We start from the raw sequence: 22,809 nt of genomic DNA, 5'->3' as shown, positions 1-22,809 counted from the left end.
CCATCTGCATGGCCCGCAGGAGGGAGCGTGCAGATGATAAAGATGTTGGCCCTTGTCGTTGCCGGGGTTTGCATCGGCGCCACCAGCGGGGGCGCCGATCAGTATCCGAGCAGACCGATCACGATCGTCGTGCCCAGCGCAGCCGGGGGGCTGGGAGACATTCTGGCGCGCCTGGTTGGCGATAAAGCAGGAGCGAGCCTCCGAGCAACATTCGTCGTCGAGAATCGTCCAGGCGCTAGCGGTGCGATCGGAAGCACCAACGTCATGCGGGCGGCAGCGGACGGCTACACTATTCTGCTCGCGAATGGAGCGTCCCATGGCGCGTTGCCGACCCTGAACAAGAAACTCCAATACGATCCGATCAAGGACTTCGCACCGATCGCACGCGTGGGTGAGACCCAACTTGCCCTGGTCGCATCAACCAAACTGCCGATCAAAAGCGGGCAGGAGTTTCTCGCCTATGCGCGCAAGAATCCCGGCAAACTCACCTATGCCACATTCGGACACGCCTCGGCCGGACACCTATTCGGCGAAGTCCTAAAGAAGGAAAATGGCGTGGATATGCTGCACGTTCCTTACAAGGGGGAAGCAGCCGCGATACAGGCGGTGATTTCCGGAGAAGCGGATCTCGCCATGATCGTTTCCGCGAAGCCCTATGTCGATCAGGGACAGGTCACGCTGATCGGGACGACGAGCCCTGACGAGACCGCCGCCTATCCGGACTGGCCGACGCTGGCGTCGCAAGGCATTCGTGGCTTTACGCAGGCCCGAGGCTTTCAGATATTCCTCGCTCCGGCCGCAACGCCCAAGCCGATCATCGAGAAGCTCGCCAACGCCTTCGCCGATGCGATCTCGACGCCCGAAATGAAGCGAAAGCTGCTCGAACTCGGGGTCAATCCGGCAACGGAAAAGCCCGAAGAACTTCCAGCGTTTTATCGCTCACTCGTCGATCAGTGGCGCAGCATCGTCGAAGCCTCGGGTGTGACGGCTGAATAGCCTGTAGCGATGGCTTCTCTTCCCTCCGATAGGTCTTTTGCAATGATAATCGAACGTGATCTTCCCATTCCAATGGACGATGGCTTGCAGCTGCGTGCCGATGTTTATCGGCCCGACCTCGCCGGGCCGGTGCCGGTCATCATGACGATGGGCCCGTACGGAAAGGGGGTCCGGTATCAGGATCATCATTATAAGCCAAGTTGGGATTGGATGACGAGCAGGCATCCCGATCTCTTGCCGGGATCGCAGCGACGCTGGCTCACGTGGGAGACAGTTGATCCAGAGATCTGGGTTTCCTGGGGATACGCGGTCGTGCGAGTGGATTCTCGCGGAGCCGGGCGTTCTCCCGGTTTTCTTGACATTCTCTCCGAGCGCGAGACCCTCGATTACTATCACGCCATCGAGTGGGCAGGCGTGCAGCCGTGGTCTACCGGCAAGGTCGGCTTAAACGGTATCTCCTACTACGCGATCAATCAGTGGCACGTCGCCGCGCTGCAGCCGCCGCATCTCACCGCGATGATACCTTGGGAGGGCGCCGCCGACACCTATCGCGACTTTTTCCGCCATGGAGGAATCCTCTCGAACAAGTTTCTCGAGAATTGGTACCCCCGTCAGGTTCTGTCAGTTCAGCATGGCAATCCGGATGCACCGCCAGATATCTGGTTGAACGAATCGTCGTCCGGACCGGAGGAATTGTCGAAAGAGCAACTTGCGTCAAATCGTTTGGCAACGCTTGCCAACGCTCGCGCGCGAGAACTGGAGGATGAGTGGTATCGGCGCAGATCGCCGGACTGGTCCAAGGTGGTCACGCCGTTCCTGAGTGCAGCGAACTGGGCCGGTTACGGATTACACCCTCGCGGGAATTTCTCCGCATTCACGAATGCAGCGTCCGAGCACAAGTGGCTTGAGGCGCATCCCGGACGGCATGAAGAATGGTTCTACCTCGAATACGGAATGAAACTGCAGAAGCGCTTCTTCGATTTTTTCCTGCGGGGAGAGCAGAACGGCTGGGATGGCGAGCCGCGTGTCTGGCTGCACCTTCGTCGCCCCTTCACGGAAGCCGTTCAGTTGAGGAAGGAGGAAGCCTGGCCCCTCGCTGGAACCGAGTGGACCAAGCTGTATCTGGACGCCGGAGATCGCTCTCTGGCGTGGGAGCCGCCCGCCGCAAAGGGCGTGACGTCATTCGCGGCGACGGTCGATCATCTCAAATGGACGTCGCCTCCGCTCGAAAGCGAGACGGAGTTCACCGGACCGCTGGCGCTCAAGCTATTCCTGTCGTCATCGACGGTCGATGCAGACGTTTTCGTCACGCTGCAAGCATTTGCTCCAGATGGCCATGAAGTCGAGTTTCAAGGAACGGTCGATCCTCATACGCCGCTCGCGCAGGGATGGCTACGGGCCTCTCACCGAAAACTATGTGCCGAGCGCTCGACGCCGTATCAACCTTATCATACGCATAACGAGAAGCAGCCGCTGATCCCCGGTCAAATCTATGAACTGGATGTCGAGATCTGGCCGACGTGCATCGTGCTCCCGCAGGGATATCGCATCGCTCTCGATATTCGCGGCAGCGACTTCGCGAGAGAGAATGGCGATGCGGGCTCTCCGCATCGTGGATCTGGTCCCTGGCTGCACGATGACGTATTCGACAGGCCGGCTATGATATTCCAGGGAACAACAACGTTGTATACTGGGCCTGAACATCAGTCACACCTGCTTCTACCCATCGTTCCAAACCGATTATCTCGCGAATCCGACACCAAGGATCTAGGTTCACTGACGGAGTTGGATGTGAAAGCTGGGTGATCTGGGCCAAGCGGCAAGAAGTAGGCGGCCGAATATCACCACCTGTCGTGCCGTCGGCGGTGATCGGTTGCGCGCGCAGTTCAATGCCAAACGCAACGGCGTCTCGGATGTAGCTCAATTCAAAGCAAATCGATGAGCAGCGATATTCCATACATCCGAACGGCGAATGGCGGGTGCTTGTCAGAAGACTGCCGCTGCAGCCTGATCTTATATTATTCGCAACGTAGCGAGGCCGTCGTCCCGGATCTGGAACGGCGGCTTATTCATGCGACCGGCAGCAGGATCTGAACAGCCGTTCCTAGGCCCTCCGAGCTGCGGATGGAAAGCTGGCCGCCGTGACGATCAGTGAAATCCTTCACCGACCAGAGGCCAAGGCCCGACCCTTTGGCAGGACCCTTGGTGGAATAATACGCTCGACAGGCATATTCGATTGCATCCGGTGACATGCCCATACCGGTGTCGGCCACCTGCAGGCCGACGAAGCTGTAGGAGCGCTCCTCACCGGGTGGTACGACCACGGTCTCTATCAGGAGTGCTCCGCCGGCGGGCATGGCATCGCGCGCATTGTTTACAAGATTGACCAGAACGTTTTCGATGTCCCGGGCCTCACAAAGCACCTTTTTGCCATGGGCTGCGAGGCGCAGATTGACCGCGATATCATCGCCTATGGTAGCGACCAGCAGCGGCTGCAGCGATCTGACGACGTCATCGATGACCGTTGGCCGTGCCGATGAGGCGCGCTCTTTCATGCAAGATGCCAGTTCGCGCACCCGCAAATGAGCCTTGTCGGTCGACGTCAGCGCGATGTCCATCAGGTGATCGAAGTCCTTGATGCTGCCCGGGCTGATCCGGCACTGCAAAAGGTTCAATACGCTGACGATCGCCTGCAACGAATTGTTGAAGTCGTGAATGACAGCGCCGACGCGGCAGCCCATCACATCCGGGCCCGATGTGATCGGGATGTCCATCAACGCCGGCAGCATGGTCAGATCGACAATGGAGGATTCCACACCGTCGATCTCGCTCTGGGCCGCATCGCGCAGAATTGTTAGGTCGGAGTGCATCATTGCACGGCCCTTTCACGGAATAACATAAGGTTGACTTGGTTCAGTGAGCGAGTACGGATGCGCCGCTGAATTCGACCGCGCGGACCAGATCGGGCACATTCCGCACCGCCATCTTCCGCATCATGCTGCCGCGGTGCAGCTTCACGGTGATTTCGCTCAGCCCCAGGACCCCCGCGATCTGCTTGTTCATCAAGCCGCGCACGACATGCCCCATCACCTGGCGCTCGCGTGCGGTCAGCCTGGCCAGCGTGGCGTCGGCCTTACGGCGGCGTGCATCTTCCGCATGCCGTTCCCTATCCTTCTGCAAAGCCATCCTGACGGACGACAACACCTCCGCCTCATGCAGCGGCTTCAGCAGGAAATCGACCGCGCCGGCTTTCATGCCGCGGATGGACCAGTTGATGTCGGGATGCTGGGTCATCAGGATGACCGGCAGATGAATGCCGACGGCCGGCAGGATCTCCTGGAAGTCCAAGCCGTTCGCGGTCGGAAATTCGATGCTGAGAAGGAGGCAGCAGGCCTCGGCTTCGCGCCGCGCCTGAACAAAGGCTGCGGGCGATCGATGGTTTTGTACGTCGAAGCCCGATGACTTCAGCTGGTGAGAAAGTCCGTCGGCGAGCGTCACGTCATCGTCCACGACATGGACGAGCCCCCGCAGATTGCCTTCACTCAAGCCGATCATCATCAAGTCCTCGTCATGACGCCGGTACGATCACCGGCCCGTCGTCAATGTCGGGGGATGCGCCGGAAAACACGAGTTCAGAGTTGTTAAATCGGCTTAACGGCGCGCGCATGCGACGAAAAGCGGTGAGATATCAGTGAGCTGACACGCGCGCCTGTAAACGGCAGCGGGTGTCCCATACGCCTGTATAGGTGGAAAGCCATCCAAGACAGGCCATCCTCGCTGCGTCATCAACGACGAGGCGCTGTGGGGGGAACATGACTGACGAGAATGTCAGCAAAGCCGCGGAATTGAACCCGCGTACACGACGGCTACTCGAGGAGTCGCTCATGTCCAACATCATTCGTCTCGCCATTCCCAATACCGTTGTCATTGCGGTGCAGGTGATGATCGGTTTGCTCGAGATTTTCTTCGTGTCGCGCCTCGGCGTCGAGGCGCTGGCGGGTGTTTCTCAAGTCTTTCCGTTAGTCTCGCTGATCGTCGGCGTGTCGCAAGGAGCCGTCGGCGGTGGCATCGTCACCTCGATCGCGCGCTGTCTCGGACGTGGCGAGGTCAAAGCCGCCAGCAATTTCGCCTGGTATGCCTTGGCACTCAGCGTGGTCTTCGGTGCGTTGACGACCGCCGTGATGATTGCCTTCGGCGGATGGTTTTACGCTTCGATGGGTGCCAAAGGCGAGCAGCTCGAGATCGCGAGCGCTTATTCCACGATTATCTTCGGGGGCGCCGGACTGATCTGGTCGTTCAATCTCCTGATGGCCTGCGTGCGCGGCACCGGCAATCTGTTCGTGCCGGTGATGGTTGTGTGTGTAGGCGCGGTCATCTCAGTTCCAGTCTCACTGCTCCTGATCTATGGCGGACTGGGTTTTTCCGGCGTTGGTCCGTCGGGCGGTGCGATCGCCATGCTGCTTTATTATGCATTTGGCAGTCTCGCATACGCTTGGTATTTATGGTCGCACCGCGGCGTCCTGCGGCCCGACCATAGCCCACCGCGGTTGTCGCTGGCGCCCGCACTCAAAGTGCTGCGGATCGGCGGCATGTCGGCGATCGTTGGCAGCACCACCAATCTGACCCTCGCCATCGTCACCGCCTATGTCGGCCTTCATGGCGTGCAGGCGCTTGCCGGCTACGGCGCAGGCTCGCGGCTCGAATTCCTGCTGATTCCTCTTTCCTACGGAATCGGTGGTCCGGTGGGCATCATCGTGAGCACCAATCTCGGTGCCGGCTATATCGACCGTGCCGTGAAGGCCTCTTGGCTCGGTATACTCATCGCTTTTGGTATAGCCGAGCTTGTCGGTGTGTCGGCTGCGCTCTTTCCGGAAACCTGGATCAGCGTGTTCAGCGGCGATCCACAGGTTGTTGCCGTCGGTAGCAGTTATCTGCGCATCGTCGGTCCGTTCTTCGGCTTTTTCGGCATGGGCTATGTTCTCTACTGCACGGGACAGGCCACCGGCCGCATGACCTTGTCCGTGCTCGGCGCTCTCGTCCGAGCGGGCGTCGCCATTCTCGGCGGCTATGTCCTGATCGTGACGGGGGCCGGTTTGCGCGCAAATTTCATCGCCGTGTCGGTCGGCATGGCCGCCTTCGGCCTCATCGCGCTTCCTGCACTGATCGGCCGCGTCGGCTACCAGACACGATGAGCACAGAATTCAGCAAATTTCTCAAAAACTTCGAGGAGATGAAAATGCCCACAATTTTGAACGTCCCGGCAAGCTATTTCGGCATGGTGCTCGGACTTGCCGGCCTTGGCGGCTGCTGGCGTATGGCGGCCCGGCTGTGGGGGCTGCCTGCGATGATCGGCGAGACGATCATCTGGATAACTGTTGCCGTGTGGGCGGTGTTGAGCCTGCTCTACATCGGGAAATGGATCTATCGCACCAGCGACGCTGTCATGGAATTCGAGCATCCCGTGCAATGCTGCTTCATCGGGTTGATGCCGGTGTCGACAATGCTCGTTGGCATCCTACTGATTCCCTATAGTTCATTGGCTGGCGCAATCATCGGCACCATCGGCGCGGCGGGGCAGGTCACATTTGCGGTCTATCGCACAGGTGTGCTCTGGACAGGCGGCCGCGATCAGACCACGACGACTGCGGTTCTCTATCTGCCCACGGTGGCGGGAAATCTGGTGTCGTCCAATCTTGCCTCGGCGTTTCATCTGCCGGATATCGCCGCCTTGTTCTTCGGTGCCGGCGTCCTGGCCTGGTTCGCGCTGGAATCCGTGCTGATGCATCGGCTCTACACGCAAGCGCCGATGGCCCCGGCACTGCGGCCGACGCTCGGCATCCAGCTCGCGCCGCCGGTGGTCGCATGCTCCGCCTATCTGGCGCTGACATCCGGCGAGCCGGATCTGCTCGCCAAAGGGCTGCTGGGCTACGGTCTGATGCAGGCCCTGATCCTTGCGCGTCTGCTGCCTTGGCTCATCCAGCAGTCCTTTACGCCGGGCTACTGGGCCTTCACCTTCGGCTTGACGGCGCTGTCCTATGACACGATGCGATTTGCCGAGCGTGGCGGGTCGCACATGTTTACAACTCTGGCGGAAGGCGTCTTCGTGATCGTCAATCTGCTGCTGGGCATCATCGTAATCGGAACTCTGATGTTGCTGGTACAGGGGCGACTGCTCCCAAGCGCCACACCCGCTGGACCAAAGACAACCTGAGCCGTCAGAGCTGCTCCAGAAAGTCGTTCGCTTCGACGAGATCGCGGGTCTCAAATCCTTCGTCGAAGCGCGACATCACATCCGATAGCATCTCGCGCGCGTCAACGGAACGATCTGCGCTGGCCCACAAGCGAGCCTTGCTCACCGTCGCTCGCAATTCCCAGCTCAGTGCGCCCTGATGACGGGCAAGCGAGAGCGAACGTTCCAGAAGCGCTTCACGGCCGGCCACGTCGGCAAGCTGTTCGGCCTGGAGTCTGAGCAGTTCAGGCGCATACCACCGCGCATCATTGCCCTTGAGCTGTGCGAAGTCGTCAGCAGACAGGGCGTCCGGGCAGACCGTCAGCAGCAATTCACTGATGAACGGGTTTCGATGCGCCTGGCGATCAGGCTGCGGAACGTTCGTCAGGTTTCCCGACAGATGATCGAGGGCGCGGAGATAATGCGTGCCGAAGCTGCCCCAATGCGAGTAGCCATAGCTCGATGCGAGGGCGATCAGCCTCTCCGCATAATAGCGCGCCCCTTTGAAGTCGCCGACCCACATTGAGACAGGGCAGATGCCTGTCACCAGACTGTAGCAGTAAGACAGGATGTGCTTCTTCTCGAGCGCATAGTCGGCGGCATCTTCCGCTGCCTGCAGCGCGAGGTTCGGCTTTCCGTGCAGCCAGTAGACGCGGCTCATCAGCGAGTCGCTGGTCACCTTGGCATCGAGCAGGATGCCGGGCCAGCCGCTCGCAATAGCGGGCTGCCTGGCTTGCATTTCCTGCGTGATAGCGCTCGCCTTTCGCTGCTCGCCAAGCCAGTGCAGCGAAAGTGCCTTCATCCGCAGGTTGGTCAGATAGTCATGCGGATTGGCGACCGGGTCGACCAGTGCCGCGTGCAGGTCGGCGATCGCGAGCGCCTTGGACTCGTCGCCAGCGATGCTGGTCGCGCGCCACAGACCCCATAGCGCGAGCAGGCGACCGGGCGTATCCTGCAGCCGTTCCGCAATGTCCGACGCCTCGCTGAAATAGCGGATCATCTCGGACGGGCGGCCGGTCGTGTGCCAAGTCACATAGCCGAGCGAAATGCAGATCGACATGCGTTCCGTATGTAAAACGTCGTTTCGCTTGTCGAGCGCCGCCAGGGCGGTCTGCAGGCGCTTCAGATATTCGCTGGTCAGCGATAGCTGAAACCAAATCGTCGATGAACGCGCGACCAGACGAATGCCGGTAAGCGTGTCCTCCTCGGAGGCGGCGTCGGAAAATGCGAAGGCGAGTGCGGACCGCACATCATAGACATAGGCGCCGTGCGCCTTGATCCATGCATCGGGCGACTGATTACGCCAGGCGCTATCAGCTTCCTCCACGGCCCTGAGGAGGTAGTCGAGATAGCGCTGCTTGGTCTTGTACCGAAACGGTGCGCCTTCAAGCTTGAGCGCAGCATAGGCGCGGGTCGCGTCGAGCAGGCGATAGCGCGGCTCGGTGCCCGTATTGTCGACCGTGACCAGCGAATTAGTGACGAGGTGTTGAAACACCTCGCGGAAATCACAATTTTCGCCGCAAAGCGGCGCGGCCACAGCCTGCGCGGCGCGAATCCGGAAAGCACCCTGAAAGCTCGATATGGCAGACAGGACCGATCGTTCGTCCGGACCCAGCAGCGTAAAACTCCAGTCGATCAGGGCATCAAGCGTCTGGTGTCGCGTCGGTGCGGTGCGCCGACCCTTCCAGAGCATCTTCACACGATCATCCAGCACGGCATGCAATTCCGGCAAACCGTAGGTGTCGCAGCGCGCCGCCGCCAGTTCGATCGCCAGCGGAAGCCCGTCGAGTTTGCGGCAGATGTCGCCGATCAGTGCGGCGTCTTCGTCTTGCAGAGGCGCTGCGGAGCCGGCAGCCGTTGCGCGCTCGACGAAGAGTTCCATCGCCGAGAAACGCGCGATGTCCGCGACCGTCGCCTGTTCATCGATGCGGGGGGCGTCTAGCGGACCGACGCGCAGCAGGTGCTCTCCCGCCACACGCAGCGGTTCGCGGCTGGTGGCCAGGATATGCACATCCGGTGCGGCAGCATGGATCTGCTCGACGATCGGCGCGGTGCCTTCGATGACATGCTCGCAATTATCGATCACGAGCAGCAGCGTCTTGTCGCGCACGAACTTCAGCAGATTCGTGGTCGGATCGTCTGACGACACCGAAAGACCGAGACTGGATGCGATCGTGCTGGTGACCAACGATGCGTCGCTAATTGGAGACAGATCAACGAAGCAGATTGCCTCGTCGAACTTGGCGCTGAGATGCCGGCTGACGACCAACGACAACGTGGTCTTGCCGACGCCGCCGGGGCCGACGATCGTGACGAAGCGCTTGTCATGCAGTCGTTCGAGAACCTGCTCGACGACCTGGTCGCGTCCGATCAGGCGAAGGGGATAGTTCGGCGGCTTGCTGAGCTTGTCGCGATAGAAGATGTCCGGACTGGATGTCCTGCCGCCCTGGGCTGCGATCTCGCCCGAGAATTGGTAGCCGCGCCCGGCGATGTTCTTAATAAATTCATTGCCGAGGATCTTGCGCAGCGCGGAGATGTGAACCCGGATGACGCCATCTTCGACGTGAACATTCTTCCAGACCGCCTGTTTGAGATCGGCGACCGTGACGACGTCATTGTTATTCTGGACCAGGACGCACAGGATGTCGAAGGCGCGATCACCCACGACAACCCTTTGACCCGCCTCTTCCAAAAGACGGGTAGCCGGCCGCAACTGGAACAGTCCGAACTTGAAGATCCGGGATCCCGTAATTTCCGTCTTTTCCATCATGACAGACTGAAAGCGCGCAATATCATCCCAGCCGACAGACAGCTGATACGATGCAAAATTCATGCGATCACTACCCGATCCGGGCGTATGGGGCGAATAAAATTATTTGACAGCGACTGTTAGGGATTTTAACAGCCATGGATGTTCCGGCTTCCACCGCTTGAAACGCTGCGCGTCTTTGAGGTTGCCGGAAGGGTCGGTAGCTACTCACGCGCGGCAGCAGAACTGGGCGTCACCCATGGCGCCGTCAGCCAACGCATCGCCCAGCTCGAGACCCATCTCAATGTGCAACTGTTCCAGCGCAGAGGAAACCGGATGGCGCTGACGCCGAGCGGCGTCAGGCTGCACGCGACGGTGAGTCAGGCCCTGTCGCAGCTCGTAACGTCGATGCGCGGTCTCTCATCTGCAGCGGCGGACAGCGAGATCAATGTCAGCCTGCTGCCGGTGATGGCGTCGCGCTGGCTTGTGCCAAGATTGCCGCGCTTCAATGCGATCTACCCGCGGATCTTCGTCAATGTGACGGGCAACCGCACACTCGCCAATTTCAAGACCGATGGCATCGACCTCGCGGTACGCCTCGGCAACGGACACTGGAAAGGCGCGCGGTCCAGAAAACTGTTCGATGAAGACGTGTTTCCGGTCTGCAGTCCGATGTTCAATGGCGGCAAGTTGCCGAAGAAGCCGTCCGATTTTCCCGGTCTGCCGCTGCTGCTCGACCGCAATATCCCGTGGTCGCTGTGGTTTCGTGCCGCCGGGGTGAAGGTCGATCGCCACCTTCTGGGAACGTCATTCATCGATGCCAATCTGCTGATGGATGCAGCATGCGCGGGGCAGGGCATTGCCCTCATCAGGGCCTCGGTTGCGGCGCCTGACCTGAATAGCGGTCGGCTGGTGCAGCTCTCCAGCCTTCGTTACAAGCTGCCGCTGTCCCATTATGTGGTCTATCCACCTTCGGCAGAAGCCGATGACAGCGTGATGGCATTTCGGGATTGGCTGCTCGAGGAAGCGCAGCTCGGTTAGCAGCGCTAAGATGGCAGCCGCTCGAAGGAGACCAGTTCGCTGGATTGCTGATCTGCCTTCTCGCGTGTGCCTCGTCAGCGGTGCGCTATATGCGCCCCTGTATGAACGCCAGCATGTCGGCGTTGATCGTCTGCGGATGCGTAGTGCACATGCCGTGCGGGAAACCCGGATAGGTCTTCAGCCTGGCATCGTTGACCAGTTGGACCGCAAGCCGTGCGGAATCCTCGATCGGGACAATCTGATCGTCCTCGCCATGCATGAAGAATGTGGGGACAGCGATGGCTTTCAGGTCCGATGTGAAATCGGTTTCCGAAAACGCCTTGATGCAATCGTAATGAGCCTTGGCGCCGCCTTCCATGCTCTGCCGCCACCAGTTGCGCACCGTCGCTTCGGACTTCACGGCATTCGGCCGATTGAAGCCGTAGAAGGGGCCGCTCGCCACATCGAGGAAGAACTGCGCGCGATTGAGCGCCAGCGACTTTCGGAAGCCATCGAAGACGTCCATCGGAAGGCCGCCGGGATTGGCCTCAGATTGCACCATGATCGGCGGCACGGCACCGACCAGGATCGCCTTGGCAACCCGGCCTTTACCGTGTCGTGCCACATAACGGGCGACTTCGCCGCCGCCGGTCGAGTGGCCGACATGGACGGCGTCCTTCAGGTCCAGCTCCTTGGCGAGAACCGCGACGTCGGCGGCATAGGTGTCCATGTCGTTGCCGTGATCCGTCTGGCTGGAGCGCCCATGACCGCGGCGGTCATGCGCAATCACGCGATAGCCCTTGTCGAGAAAGAACAGCATCTGCGCATCCCAGTCATCTGACGACAGCGGCCAGCCATGATGGAAGACAATCGGCTGACCAGACCCCCAGTCTTTGAAAAATATCTGCGTGCCGTCGGAGGTCTTCACGAAGCCGGTGGTCATTGGGCGGTTGCCTTTCTTGGAAGATGGGGTGCCGGTGAGTTGTGCGAAGGACGGTGTCGTCAGCGCCAGGGCGCTTGCGAGCGCCAACGAGGCGGACACGACGTCGCGACGGGTTGGGTGAATGCTGGTCAGCGTCATGATCGCCACGCTCCCGGTATGTGACTTCGTCGGCCGTGAATTCCGGCTCTTCCAGACCATGCGCCGGGGAACCAGTCCGCGACATCGCGCACAGATCTAGGCCGGCCTATACCTTGGTAGGTAGTGCATCGTCAGGTTGGGTATCGGTAAATTGCGCGCGATATACCGCGGCACTTGCAAAACAGTTTTCGCCGGCCTTAAACGTCAGCGCTCGCAAGAGCCGCCAAACAACGGGTCTGGTTGCCGAATGTCGATGCGCCGCGCGCTGTTTGTCCTGCTGTCGGTTCTTTGTTTCTTCCCGCCGGCGCAGGCTGAGTTTCCCGATCGGCCCGTCCGTCTGGTGGTAGCCCTACCGGCGGGAGGATCGGTCGATGTCGTGGCCCGCATCCTAGCAGACCGGTTGCGCGACGGGCTGGGAGAAACCGTCGTTGTCGAGAACAGGGCAGGCGCTTCCGGCAACATAGCGGCGCAATCGGTGGCTACTGCGGATGCCGACGGCTACACCTTACTGTTCACAACCTCGGCCATCACCAGCAGCACGCAGCTCGCGGCAACGAGTTTCGATCCGCCGAAAGATCTCGTTGCGGTGACCCGTGTCGGGCTTTCTCCCTATGTTCTCGTCGTCCGCTCAGAATCGCCGATCACGACGCTCGATGATTTCGTGGCAAAAGCGCGGTCTGAGCCCGGCACATTTTCATGCTCGACCTATGGGGTCGGCTCGCCGCCGCATCTTGCGCTTGAGATGTTGAAGCAAGCCGCGGGGCTCGACATCGTTCACATTCCCTATCGCGGTTTCAACCAGTCCTATCCCGATATCAGGTCCGGCCTTTTGACCTGTGCGATGGAGGTTCCGGCGAATGTCGCGCCGTTCGTGAAGGACGGCACGTTACGCGCGCTGGCGGTGACGACGGCAATGCCGATGACGCTGTTTGCAGGCGTGCCGACAATTGCTTCCCGCTTTCCGAATGTCGTTGTGGAAGGATGGCAGGGCGTTTTCGTGCCGGCCGCGACGCCGCAACCGATCATCGATCGGCTTAACGCGGAATTCGTCAAGGCGCTGCGGGACCCGGAGGTCATCCAGCAACTCAGGAAGCTCGGCTTCGAGCCGATAGGCGACAGCAGCGCTGACGCGGATAAAATCTTCCGCCACGACTACGTGCGTTTTGGCGCCACGATCGAATCCCTCAAAATACGCTAGGCGCCGCTCGGCCCGCATCGCTGCGTCAGCGATGACGCACTACCCTCAATGAGGGACGCACCTAACCCTCCGTATGATTTCGAGCGGGGTGAAAATGAACGACACCGGATGGCGTTTAACTCACCTCGAGGAAATCGTCATGGACTCCAAATTCGAAACGACCCCCAACCTCTACGTCGTTGCATCTGATGGCGTAGAATACGCGTACAGGAAAATGGAGAAGCAGGGAACGACACCGTTGCTGTTCCTGCAGCACTTCACCGGGACGATGGACTCCTGGGATCCAAAGCTCATCGACGCAATTGCCCAAGACCGGACCGTCATCGTCTTCGACAACGCCGGTGTCGGTACATCCAGAGGCAAGACGCCGGACTCGATCGCGCAGATGACCATCGACGCGGAACACTTCATCCAAGCCCTCCAGTTAGGAGAGGTGGATTTGTTGGGTTTTTCGCTGGGCGGGTTCATCGCGCAGTTGATTGCGGCGCGGGGGCAGGTGTCCGTCAGGAAACTCGTGTCGGTTGGAAGCGCCCCGCAGGGTGGTGAAGAGCATCTGCTGCAGGTTGTGACCGAAGCCTTCGCGAAAAATGCGGCCGACGTCCGGCTGCCGCTGTTCTTCACGCCATCCGCGAAAAGCCAGGCAGCCGGCAAGGCTTTTATCGACCGCGCGTCGTTTAGAAAGCACGAACGCGATCCCGAAAGTGGCGAGGATATCCGCAATGCGCAGGCCAAGGCGATCATCGCGTGGTGTGCAGACAAGACGGCCGGCAACGCGGTTCTCAAGCAGATCTCCCAGCCGACGCTGATCGTCCATGGCAACGCAGACACGATGTTTCCGGTGATCAACGCCTGGAACATGTTCAAGGCCATGAACGACGCGACCCTGATGATATATCCCGATTCAGCGCATGGCGCGCTTTTCCAATACGCCGATACGTTCGCATCCCACGTCGATCTGTTTCTCACCGCCTGATTTCAACCAAACCTGACAGGACATTCACATGGAAAAGCTCGCACAAAAAATCGTCGAGGCGCATGGCAATCTCGCCGACTGGCAGACATTCAACAGCGTGACGGCGACACTGAAGCAGGGCGGTGCGCTCTGGGGCATGAAGGGGCACGCCGGAAAACTGGACGACACCTCCGTGACTGTCGGCCTCAAGGACGAGTGGGCGTCTCACGCGCCGTTCGGCCCATCGGGAAAGGTCTCGTTCTTCAGTCCCGGCAGCGTCATCCTCAAAGATGGCGACAGAAAAGTGCTTGAAGAACTCAAAAATCCGCGCGCGTCATTCGCCGGTCATCGCTTGGAAACGCCGTGGTCCGAGCTTCAACTGGCCTATTTCGCCGGCTGCGCCATGTGGACCTATCTCAACATGCCGTTTCTGCTCGCGCGCCCCCACGTTGTCACGTCGCCTCTTACAGACTGGACCGAGAACGGAGTGACGTGGCAGCGGCTGCAGGTGACATTTCCGGACCACATCGCAACGCATAGCAGGGTGCAGACGCTTTATGTCGATGCGGATGGTCTCCTGAAGCGCCACGACTATGACGTCGAGATCGCCGGCAACACGCCCGGCGCCCACTATGTGTCGGACTATGTCGAGGTGCAGGGATTCAAGTTTCCCACCACGCGAAAAATCTTCCCGCGCGGGCCGGACGGCCAATCGCTGCCCGATCCGCTCGTCGTCTCCATCGATCTTTCGGACATCAAGCTCGCACGTACGTAACCGGTCATGAACCATCAATGAAAGTAATTACAATGTCAGACAACACACGCTTCATTGAGACCGTTGTCCTGATGTTGTGGCCTAGCGATCGATGACGCTGCATAGGCAGTAATGCCGATGACTGAATGCCTCAAAGCCGCACATAAACAGCAGCTATAATGGGCCGCCCTGTCGGCGCCACGTTCGCGACGGGACTGATGAACCCCCGTTGATGTCGTGGCGCTGACCGGCAATTCCGACGGTAACGGCATTCCATCCGGCGTCGAGCGAAACATCGTTCGCTTCGAAAGCCATCGGTGCCGTCCGGAGCACGACGCAACTGGGACCGGCGCTTTCGTAACTCACGGCATGCCAATGCGACAGCCAAGAACAACATAGCGCTCATGGATGCAGCAGTGGCGCCGGCTTATGGCTCACCGGCCAGCTCGCGACAAAGCCGCAACGTTTGCTGGGCAGGCTTAAATCAGAGCGCCAGCGGCCGCCTCGCCCAGAAAACCGTCAACGAGGGTGCCAAGGTCAGCTACGAAGAGAAAGAAAACCGCGGGAAGACTTCGGCAGAAAACTTGCGCGTCGGATAACCCTGACTCGGCCCGCCGGCGTGGTTGGTCGAAAACAGTTAGGGCGTGAACCCATAAACTTCGAGCGGACGGCGGACGTCCGCTTAGGTGCCTATAACGGACTCAGGTCGGATATCGCCTCAGGTCCGAAAAGTGCCACAAGCAAAGTCAGCTCAACGAAATGTGCTCGGAACGGTATCGATGCCGGCTGGCTCTCTCCGGTCGTCCTAGTCAGGCAACCCGAGCTTTCTGAGGTTTTCTGCCATACGGTTCAGAACAGCAGGCGAAAACACCATTGCCTGTTTGAATTTTGAAATCGTCAGATCGGGGTAAGTAAGCATCAACTCCTCGAATGCTTGTTTAGCTTCGCCGACCCGGCCGGCTCCCGACAGGACCGACGCCAAATTGCGATAAATCCAACTAGCGTTCGGCCGTTCTTCGAGGGCGCGCCGATAGAACGCGGCAGCCTTGTCGTATTCCTGCGCTACTTCATGCGCAGAGGCTATTCCTACATAGTTGTTGAAATTCATTGGATCGATCGGGCTCAGGCGGAGAGCGCGCTCGAAATTGTCAATCGCCTTCTGAGGCTGATCGGCATAGTTCTCTAGCCATCCGAGCCTACTCCAGGCCCATGCAGCGTTGGGGTCGAGGCTGACGGCTCGCTCAAGCAGTATACGCGCGGTTCCATGGTTGCGTACAAATGTGTGCACTGCGCCGAGTACCGCCAGAATGACGGGGTCATCGCCACTCATCTCTGCTGCCCGCTCGGCGAGCGATCGCGCCATTGCCTGGCTTCCAACGATGTCGTCCGCCCAGTTATAGACCGAGCGCTGGGCGTGGCACCAACCAGCAAGCGACAAAGCTAGGGGATATTCGGGATCAATCGCGAGCGCCTTTTCGAGAAGTTCAATCGCTTTAGCGCTCTCTTCCTTCTCCAACGCCCAGACATGAGGCATCGCTCTCATAGTATAGTCATAGCTGCTCAGGTCTTGCGGCCGTTTGCGTCGCGACCGCTCAATCTCGGCAATGCGGATGGAAGGCTGTAGAGCGCCTGCCACCTGCTCCGTTATTCGGTCTTCGAGGTCAAAGAACTCGTCGACTGCGCCGTCAAAGCGTGAGCTCCAAACATGTGCCCCTCCCTCGGTTTCGATTAGCTGAACGATAATGCGGAGGCGATTGCCGACTTTCTGCACGCTACCCTCAAGCAAATAAGCAACGCCCAACTCCTTACCGACGTTGCGCGCATTTATCGCGCGGCCCTTATAGGTGAACGCTGAGCTACGGGCGATGACGAAAAAAGAGCGAATGCACGAAAGAGCTGCGGTAATTGCCTCGACGATACCATCAGCAAGGTAATCCTGCCCCGCCTCAGCGGACATGTTGTCGAACGGCAGGACGACGATGGACGGTTTGTCAGGTAGAGCTAGATCTCGAACTTGTTTCGCAGACGAATTTGACGGGATCGCAGGGGCGCTCTCGCGGGCAAGCCGTATGAGCCATACGCGCATTGGTTCGGCAATATTCTTTAAAGTCTGCTCGCCGATGTCGTCGAAGGCGACGTCGAGCTTGCCGCGAATTTGCCTGTGTGCATCATCGGAGATGCAGATACCGCCTGGCTCGGCAATTCCCTCAAGACGGGCTGCGATGTTGACACCATCGCCGAAAATATCGTTGTCGTCGATGATGATGTCCCCAACGTGTATGCCGATGCGAAATTCAATCCTGAGTTCCGGCGGAACGGCGGCGTTTTGTTGAGCCATCTCTTGCTGGATTTCCACCGAACAGCGCGCTGCATCGACAGCACTGGCGAATTCGACCAGCATGCCATCGCCAGTGGTCTTGACGATGCGACCGCGGTGCGTGGCGATGCTGGGATCGACAAGCGTCTTTCGAAACGTCTTTAGCTCCGCAAGCGTGCGCTCCTCGGCATGACCCATCAACCGGCTATAGCCGGCGACATCCGCCGCCAGCACAGCCGCCAGTCGCCGTTCCACGCGCTCGCCGGGCAAAAAACGCTCCCTGGCTCGGTGAAAACTATCTGCTTCTACCAAAGCATAGGCAGTGGCTGTTCCGCTAGGTACAATGTCCAAAACAGGTCCATTTGCCGCCCTACGATCAATCAGGGACGGGCAGTGAAGCCGGGTACGCCCTGGAAGCTAACCCTTGCGCGCCCAATGATTGTCCCCAATAACCGAAGGCAGCTTGACGCAATGCATGGCAATTGCGCCGCAATATTATTCGTCGCAAACAACGCAATGTCGGGAAATGCATCATGGGACGGAAATATCAAAGCATCGTCGAAACGATCGGTAATACTCCGGTAGTGCGGATCAATCGTCTGGCGCCGGAAGGCGTGAATCTTTTCGTAAAAATCGAAGCCTTCAACCCGCTTGGTTCAGTGAAGGACCGATTGGCTCTTGGAGTAATCGAGGCGGCCGAACAATCCGGAGAGCTCAAGCCTGGTCAGACGGTCATAGAGGCGACAAGCGGAAATACGGGCATTGGTCTTGCCATGGTCTGCGCCGCCAAGGGATACCCGCTTGTGATCACCATGGCAGAGCCATTTAGCGTCGAGCGGCGTAAGCTCATGCGGTTCCTTGGAGCGAAGGTCATCGTAACTCCCGCCGCTGAGCGCGCCGTAGGGATGATCAACAAGACCATCGAGCTCGCCAGGGCGCATGGCTGGTACATGACTAGGCAGTTTGAGAATGAAGCCAATCCCGATATGCATTCGCGTACGACAGCGCGTGAGATACTCGACGATTTCTCCGGGGAACGGTTGGATTATTGGGTCACGGGCTATGGAACGGGCGGAACGTTAAAGGGCGTGGCGCGGGTACTCGCAGAGGAGCGTCCCGAGACGAAGATAGTGGTTTGCGAGCCAGAGGATGCGCAGTTGTTGGCCAGTGGCACCCCGCAGTCGCGAAACTCAGATGGAACTCCGGCCGCCCCGCATCCGACATTCAAGCCCCATCCGATGCAAGGCTGGACGCCGGATTTCATCCCCAAACTCACCGACGATGCCGTCGCAATGAATGTCATCGATCGCATCTTAGCCATCTCGGGTCCGGATGCCATTTGCTGCAGCAAGGACCTCGCTACTAAAGAGGGCATCTTCGTGGGTATTACCTCGGGCGCAACCTTTGCGGGCGCGCTCAAGGTTGCAGCCGAGGCAGAGAAAGGCGCAAATATTCTCTGCATGCTTCCCGACACCGGCGAGCGCTATTTGAGCACACCCCTTTTCGCTGATGTGTCGGCTGACATGAACGAGGAAGAGCTTGAGATCTCACGCTCTACGCCGAGCGCACAGCTCAAGCCTAGCTCTTGAATCATCGGAAGTTATGAGGCCCGGAGACCGCGATGCTCTGCGCGCCATCAGTTCGCCCGACAGACGTCTCGTTGCGCTCAATGAAACGGAATTGTCCAAAGTACGTCATCGAGGCTTTTTCCTCGGTTCCATAACATCCGAACGGCGAACAATTGTGTAGCCGCAAAGCTAAATGTCAGCATTGTGCAGGCGAAATCCTCATGGGGAGGCTGCAGGCATTAATCCGTTTAATCAACCATCCCAATGCTCGCGCGCAAAGTTGTCGCAGTCTACGGCGGCCGCAATTTCGAGAAAATCAGACTGACGCTAGGCCGCGGTCGCTCGTCTGTTGGTGGCACCGGCGAGCAGTTGCGTAATTTCGCCGGAAGGTCGCGGGCGACTGAAATAGTAGCCTTGCATTTCAGTGCAGCGTTCCGAACGCAGAATGTCTTGCTGTTCCTTGGTTTCAACACCCTCGGCCGTTGTCGTCTTGCCCAGGCTCACGGCAAAGCTAACCACGGCGCGGGCGATCATCCGCGCTTCTTCTCTCGGGCTCGTCAGCTCGTTGACGAAGCTTCGATCAATCTTGATCTTGTCGAACGGAAACCTCTGCAGAAAACTTAGAGATGAATAGCCCGTGCCGAAGTCGTCGAGCGCTATTTGCACCCCGAAATCGTGCAAGCGCGCGAGCGCCGCAAACACACCCTCGCTGTCATGTATGATGGCCGTCTCCGTGATGCATTGGGGCGGCGAATTGGCAGAACGCGCGGGTTTGCCTTTGGGTTCCGGAACTATCATGCCGCCTTCGCGCAGCTCTGCTTACGCAACTATGCTGGAAATTCTACAATGAACGACGATCCTCGACCAATCGGATTTGGGATCGCCTCCACATGCCCGCCAAGTTGCTCGGCCAAAGAACGGATCACTTTCATTCCTAATCCTTGTTGGGAGCTTTCAATCGAAAAATCTGCAGGAAGTCCCTGGCCTAGATCGGAAATGACGAGCCGGCGAACGCCATCCGCCAGTCGAAAGGAAACGCTTATTTGACCGGCACCATGCTTTGCGGCGTTAGTGACAAGCTCATTAATCAATAGACCAATTGGCTGCACCGAAGTTGTCGGGACCTCTCCTTCATCGCCACTAACATGGATTGGGGTTTCCAAAATGCTCGATAAATCAGCGCACAGCCGAGCAATGTAGGGCATGCACGAAGCCGTTTCGCGCACCCCCTCCGCATAAAAGTGGCGATGGACGCGCGCCACGGCTCCAACCCGATCTGCCGCTATCTTTAACTGCGTCGTTGCGTCGGTTGCGGTACCGGAGCGGCTCTGTAACGAGAGCATCGCAGAAACAAACTGCAAGCTGTTCATCACGCGGTGGTCAATCTCGCGAGCCATTATTTGAGCCTGGTCAACCGCGCGACGTGCCGATAGTCGCAGCTCCATCTGATCCATGACGACGGAGCCCAAGTCCTTTAAGTCGTCTATTTGGCTTTGATCGACTGTCCGCGGCTCCTTGTCGATGACACAGAGCGTGCCGAGATTGTAACCGTCAAAGGTCTTAAGCGGAACGCCCATGTAAAACTTGAGGCCGAACTCACCGGCAACGAGGGGATTGGTCAAGGAACGAACATCCGTATGTGCATTCTCAAGTATATACGGATCTGATTTTAGAATTGCGGAAGCGCACAAGCCAGGATCGCGATCTATCTGCTCTACGGCTAGGCCATGGTGAGATTTAAACCAAATGCGATCGTGGTCTACGATACTAATAATTGAGATTGGTACGTTGAAGCGCCGCGCGGCCAGGGCTGTGACGCGGTCGAACGTTCCATCAGGCGGAGTATCGAGAATGTCATAACGCCTCACGGCCGCCATCCGCTGGACTTCATTGTCAGGAATAATACTTGGGGGGACAAAAGGCATGGCGATCATCGACGCTCGCTGAAGGGGCGTCGAAGGTGCGCCCCGTAATGTCAAAAGTCGAACACTTAAATACATCAGGGCAGAGGAACAAAAGCGCTCTTCGCTGACCGTCCAGTGAATTACTTGTGGTGCTTGGCGATCGTCCTCGGCGGTTTTCTCTCCGCTACTGCATCTTTGCTTACCTATAATCGGATTTCAAACAGCCAGATCACAAGCCCTACCGCAATTCCAAACATGAGTACGCTTGCGCCCAGCAAGGCCAAATCGAGTGACTGCCAGCCTTCGAGCAAGAGACCGAAGATCTGCGTTAACGGCAAGTTCGCCTCCCATGGATGTACCCTCTAGAGGGGGAAGAAGCGCCCACGCAGGGCGAATCACACCGACTTCACCGCGCTATCAATCGAGGCGCGTTTGCTTGATGCAGTCGTCAGAAGAGGCCGAACCGAGGCGTTCTTTACCATCAGGCGAAAGTCGATCTAGCTCGTCGTGGATCCTGCGTGCGTGGAAAGCTACGATCCTCAGTTCGTATGCCGAGAGAGGCTGGCGCTTCCCGTCACCAACGCTGCGCTTGGCTATTTCTTTCTCTATTTCTTCTATGAGGTGGCAGATATTCTCTGTGGGCATCGCATCGAGTATCGAGTGCACTGAGTCGCGCCCCCGCAAGAAAGCAACAGCAGCGTCGGCCGAAATCTCGGGTTTGTTGTGTGGGGACATGGTTCACCGCGCAGAAAGGCGGGAGCATTCCGGCTCTCAGTCACCGATGGACGCCGTGGTAAGGCGGTGATGTGAGTACTGGAGCCTTTTTATCGCCCCGAGTCGATAAGAATAAAGTTCAGTAAAACTGAATCGCTACCCAAGGTCGAGCACCGAAATCATCACTATCTTTGAGAATAAGCCGGGCGGGATAATTGGTCGGATGTAGGGCTCAATTGTATTGAACTATCCAAAAGAAATCGTCGCCTTGAAATTTCACTTCTACAGTGGCGGGCGCTCTGGTTTCTCGGTTACCGGCGGCCATCCGAGCGCAGCGATCACACTTAGGTAACGCGTCCAGAAGTTGATTCAAAAGTCTAGAGCGATTTAAGCATGAAGGACTTTGATGTTGCTAATTGGGGTTGGGTAAAGGAAGCCCTGCTCGAAGCGTCCCTTCGTCCGCGGGGCACGCCCGGATGGTTGTCAAGACGGATTTCTGATCGTGGGGTGAAGGTGACAGCCGAGATTAGCTAGTGCCCCGTCACTCAACAACGTCAAGTCCTACGACATATTGCGATAGTGCTCGCGCCATTGGGAGGTCTCATCGACGGCCGCCTCATCAAGCTTTCGCCGCCCGCAATGCTGCGTTGGCCCTGTCGCCGGATGCTGCCACATCCTGAAAGTCGCCGCGTAAAGCCTTCAGTGCCTGCCGCTCCTGCTCGATTTCATAGGACGTCCGAAAGCCCAAGCGACGAAGAATTGGGACAGGAGGACACCAGCCTTGAATTGCATGCTGGAACAGAAAAGCTGTCACCAATGCAGGAAGGCCAAGCCAGCGACGATCGCCTTTGCTCGCCATGACAGTGCCGATAAACGCAAGCACAGACGCATTCGCCTCGATAGCGCGCTCGATATCCCACTCCCGACTTAGGGCTGCCAATTGCTCAGGAATCTGCACCTGGTGCTCGGCATAGTACATCACTCGACGCCGCATCTCTTCCTGGATCTGAGCGTTGATTTCGCTGCTGGTATGTGCAGGTACCCGGGATCGTGTACTCAGCATAAAAAGAACCCTCGATTTGCACGACAACGTCGAAGAATAGATTTGGTTGCAGTTCTCACGGCAACCATGAAAACGGTACAGTCCTATCTTCGAGCTCTATGGCGTCTCAGAAACCGGGCAGCGTGCTGGCCTGGAAAATGGCAATACCTCCCACGGAACCTATCCGGCGGTCGCAACTAAAGGCGAGGCTCTTGTCCCTCTGCTCAATGCACTGCAACTGGATGCAATGACGGCATTGCGAATTTGCCTGGACCCAACCGTTTC

The 22,809-nt window shown here is 58.5% G+C and carries 18 protein-coding genes; 10 read left to right on the top strand and 8 right to left on the bottom strand.

Features of this window, described 5'->3' with window-relative positions; all coding sequences use genetic code 11:
• Positions 1–33 precede the first annotated feature (33 nt).
• Both AB8A38_RS30035 and AB8A38_RS30030 read left to right on the top strand, forming a co-directional pair.
• Positions 34–996: a Bug family tripartite tricarboxylate transporter substrate binding protein gene (locus AB8A38_RS30035; RefSeq protein WP_439088698.1), complete on the top strand. Its 963-nt coding sequence runs from the start codon at positions 34–36 to the stop codon at positions 994–996.
• A 42-nt stretch (positions 997–1,038) separates the two neighbouring features.
• Positions 1,039–2,802 carry a CocE/NonD family hydrolase gene (locus tag AB8A38_RS30030; RefSeq protein WP_439088697.1) on the top strand — a complete coding sequence of 588 codons (1,764 nt, stop codon included), beginning with the start codon at positions 1,039–1,041 and terminating at the stop codon, positions 2,800–2,802.
• 263 nt (positions 2,803–3,065) lie between these two features.
• Here the strand turns inward: AB8A38_RS30030 and AB8A38_RS30025 are convergent, their stop codons facing one another.
• Positions 3,066–3,869 (bottom strand): sensor histidine kinase, encoded by an 804-nt coding sequence (locus tag AB8A38_RS30025; protein WP_439088696.1) that lies wholly within the window; start codon positions 3,867–3,869, stop codon positions 3,066–3,068.
• Between the two features lie 40 nt (positions 3,870–3,909).
• On the bottom strand, positions 3,910–4,554 hold the full coding sequence (locus AB8A38_RS30020) for a response regulator transcription factor (RefSeq protein WP_439088695.1): 645 nt from the start codon (positions 4,552–4,554) through the stop codon (positions 3,910–3,912).
• A gap of 326 nt (positions 4,555–4,880) precedes the next feature.
• Here AB8A38_RS30020 and AB8A38_RS30015 point away from each other — a divergent pair, with 326 nt between their 5' ends.
• Complete coding sequence (locus AB8A38_RS30015; protein WP_439088694.1) at positions 4,881–6,188, top strand: MATE family efflux transporter; 1,308 nt, start codon at positions 4,881–4,883, stop codon at positions 6,186–6,188.
• Between the two features lie 44 nt (positions 6,189–6,232).
• Positions 6,233–7,207: a dicarboxylate transporter/tellurite-resistance protein TehA gene (gene tehA, locus AB8A38_RS30010; protein WP_439088693.1), complete on the top strand. Its 975-nt coding sequence runs from the start codon at positions 6,233–6,235 to the stop codon at positions 7,205–7,207.
• A 4-nt stretch (positions 7,208–7,211) separates the two neighbouring features.
• Here the strand turns inward: tehA and AB8A38_RS30005 are convergent, their stop codons facing one another.
• The gene (locus AB8A38_RS30005) at positions 7,212–10,058 is read right to left on the bottom strand and encodes a winged helix-turn-helix domain-containing protein (protein WP_439088692.1); all 2,847 of its coding nucleotides are present in this window, start codon (positions 10,056–10,058) and stop codon (positions 7,212–7,214) included.
• 78 nt (positions 10,059–10,136) lie between these two features.
• On the opposite strand from AB8A38_RS30005, the gene AB8A38_RS30000 reads away from it, so the two are divergent.
• Positions 10,137–11,015 carry a LysR substrate-binding domain-containing protein gene (locus AB8A38_RS30000; protein WP_439088691.1) on the top strand — a complete coding sequence of 293 codons (879 nt, stop codon included), beginning with the start codon at positions 10,137–10,139 and terminating at the stop codon, positions 11,013–11,015.
• Between the two features lie 85 nt (positions 11,016–11,100).
• Here AB8A38_RS30000 and AB8A38_RS29995 read toward each other — a convergent pair whose 3' ends face one another.
• Positions 11,101–11,937, bottom strand: a complete 837-nt coding sequence (locus AB8A38_RS29995; protein ID WP_439080096.1) for an alpha/beta fold hydrolase — start codon at positions 11,935–11,937, stop codon at positions 11,101–11,103.
• Positions 11,938–12,322: 385 nt separating this feature from the next.
• Between AB8A38_RS29995 and AB8A38_RS29990 the strand changes: the two genes are divergently transcribed.
• From AB8A38_RS29990 to AB8A38_RS29975, 4 genes are all read left to right on the top strand, one after another.
• A complete protein-coding gene (locus tag AB8A38_RS29990; RefSeq protein WP_439088690.1) occupies positions 12,323–13,273 on the top strand; it encodes a Bug family tripartite tricarboxylate transporter substrate binding protein in 951 nt (316 codons plus the stop codon).
• A 94-nt stretch (positions 13,274–13,367) separates the two neighbouring features.
• Positions 13,368–14,246: an alpha/beta fold hydrolase gene (locus tag AB8A38_RS29985; RefSeq protein WP_439088689.1), complete on the top strand. Its 879-nt coding sequence runs from the start codon at positions 13,368–13,370 to the stop codon at positions 14,244–14,246.
• Between the two features lie 28 nt (positions 14,247–14,274).
• Positions 14,275–15,000, top strand: a complete 726-nt coding sequence (locus AB8A38_RS29980) for a hypothetical protein (protein ID WP_439088688.1) — start codon at positions 14,275–14,277, stop codon at positions 14,998–15,000.
• 383 nt (positions 15,001–15,383) lie between these two features.
• Complete coding sequence (locus AB8A38_RS29975; protein WP_439088687.1) at positions 15,384–15,578, top strand: hypothetical protein; 195 nt, start codon at positions 15,384–15,386, stop codon at positions 15,576–15,578.
• A gap of 206 nt (positions 15,579–15,784) precedes the next feature.
• On the opposite strand, the gene AB8A38_RS29970 is transcribed toward AB8A38_RS29975, so the two are convergent.
• On the bottom strand, positions 15,785–17,566 hold the full coding sequence (locus tag AB8A38_RS29970; protein WP_439088686.1) for an adenylate/guanylate cyclase domain-containing protein: 1,782 nt from the start codon (positions 17,564–17,566) through the stop codon (positions 15,785–15,787).
• A gap of 263 nt (positions 17,567–17,829) precedes the next feature.
• Between AB8A38_RS29970 and cysK the strand changes: the two genes are divergently transcribed.
• Entirely contained in the window at positions 17,830–18,885 is a 1,056-nt protein-coding gene (gene cysK, locus AB8A38_RS29965) for a cysteine synthase A (RefSeq protein ID WP_439088685.1), read from the top strand.
• 306 nt (positions 18,886–19,191) lie between these two features.
• Here cysK and AB8A38_RS29960 read toward each other — a convergent pair whose 3' ends face one another.
• The 3 genes from AB8A38_RS29960 to AB8A38_RS29950 all read right to left on the bottom strand — a co-directional run bounded on the left by AB8A38_RS29960 (position 19,192) and on the right by AB8A38_RS29950 (position 22,545).
• Positions 19,192–19,662, bottom strand: coding sequence for an EAL domain-containing protein (locus AB8A38_RS29960; protein WP_439088684.1), 471 nt, complete (start codon positions 19,660–19,662; stop codon positions 19,192–19,194).
• Between the two features lie 29 nt (positions 19,663–19,691).
• Positions 19,692–20,798: a histidine kinase dimerization/phosphoacceptor domain -containing protein gene (locus tag AB8A38_RS29955; protein WP_439088683.1), complete on the bottom strand. Its 1,107-nt coding sequence runs from the start codon at positions 20,796–20,798 to the stop codon at positions 19,692–19,694.
• A gap of 1,303 nt (positions 20,799–22,101) precedes the next feature.
• The gene (locus AB8A38_RS29950) at positions 22,102–22,545 is read right to left on the bottom strand and encodes a hypothetical protein (RefSeq protein WP_439088682.1); all 444 of its coding nucleotides are present in this window, start codon (positions 22,543–22,545) and stop codon (positions 22,102–22,104) included.
• Positions 22,546–22,809 lie beyond the last annotated feature (264 nt).

It is taken from the genome of Tardiphaga sp. 839_C3_N1_4 (assembly GCF_051811045.1).
Classification (GTDB): Bacteria; Pseudomonadota; Alphaproteobacteria; order Rhizobiales; family Xanthobacteraceae; genus Tardiphaga.
Note: the sequence above shows the minus strand (reverse complement) of the source record. Positions and strands in the feature narration are given on the sequence as shown.